This is a genomic window from Corynebacterium sp. HMSC034H07 (assembly GCF_001815175.1).
Lineage (GTDB): Bacteria > Actinomycetota > Actinomycetes > Mycobacteriales > Mycobacteriaceae > Corynebacterium > Corynebacterium hiratae.
The window spans coordinates 1-570 of sequence record NZ_KV819484.1 but is presented as its reverse complement, the minus strand read 5'-3'; the positions used below and the strand labels follow the sequence as shown (position 1 = coordinate 570).

The window sequence follows — 570 nt, the reverse complement described above, 5'->3', positions numbered from 1 at the left end:
GTGACGGTACCTGTATAAGAAGCACCGGCTAACTACGTGCCAGCAGCCGCGGTAATACGTAGGGTGCGAGCGTTGTCCGGAATTACTGGGCGTAAAGAGCTCGTAGGTGGTTTGTCGCGTCGTCTGTGAAATTCCGGGGCTTAACTTCGGGCGTGCAGGCGATACGGGCATAACTTGAGTGCTGTAGGGGAGACTGGAATTCCTGGTGTAGCGGTGAAATGCGCAGATATCAGGAGGAACACCGATGGCGAAGGCAGGTCTCTGGGCAGTTACTGACGCTGAGGAGCGAAAGCATGGGTAGCAAACAGGATTAGATACCCTGGTAGTCCATGCCGTAAACGGTGGGCGCTAGGTGTAGGGGGCTTCCACGTCTTCTGTGCCGTAGCTAACGCATTAAGCGCCCCGCCTGGGGAGTACGGCCGCAAGGCTAAAACTCAAAGGAATTGACGGGGGCCCGCACAAGCGGCGGAGCATGTGGATTAATTCGATGCAACGCGAAGAACCTTACCTGGGCTTGACATACACTAGATTGCTGCAGAGATGTAGTGTCCCTTGTGGCTGGTGTACAGG

General features: G+C 55.6%; 1 rRNA gene. It reads left to right on the top strand.

What is annotated here, in order from left to right:
• A 16S ribosomal RNA gene (locus tag HMPREF3009_RS00895) occupies nucleotides 1-570 on the top strand; the annotation flags it as partial.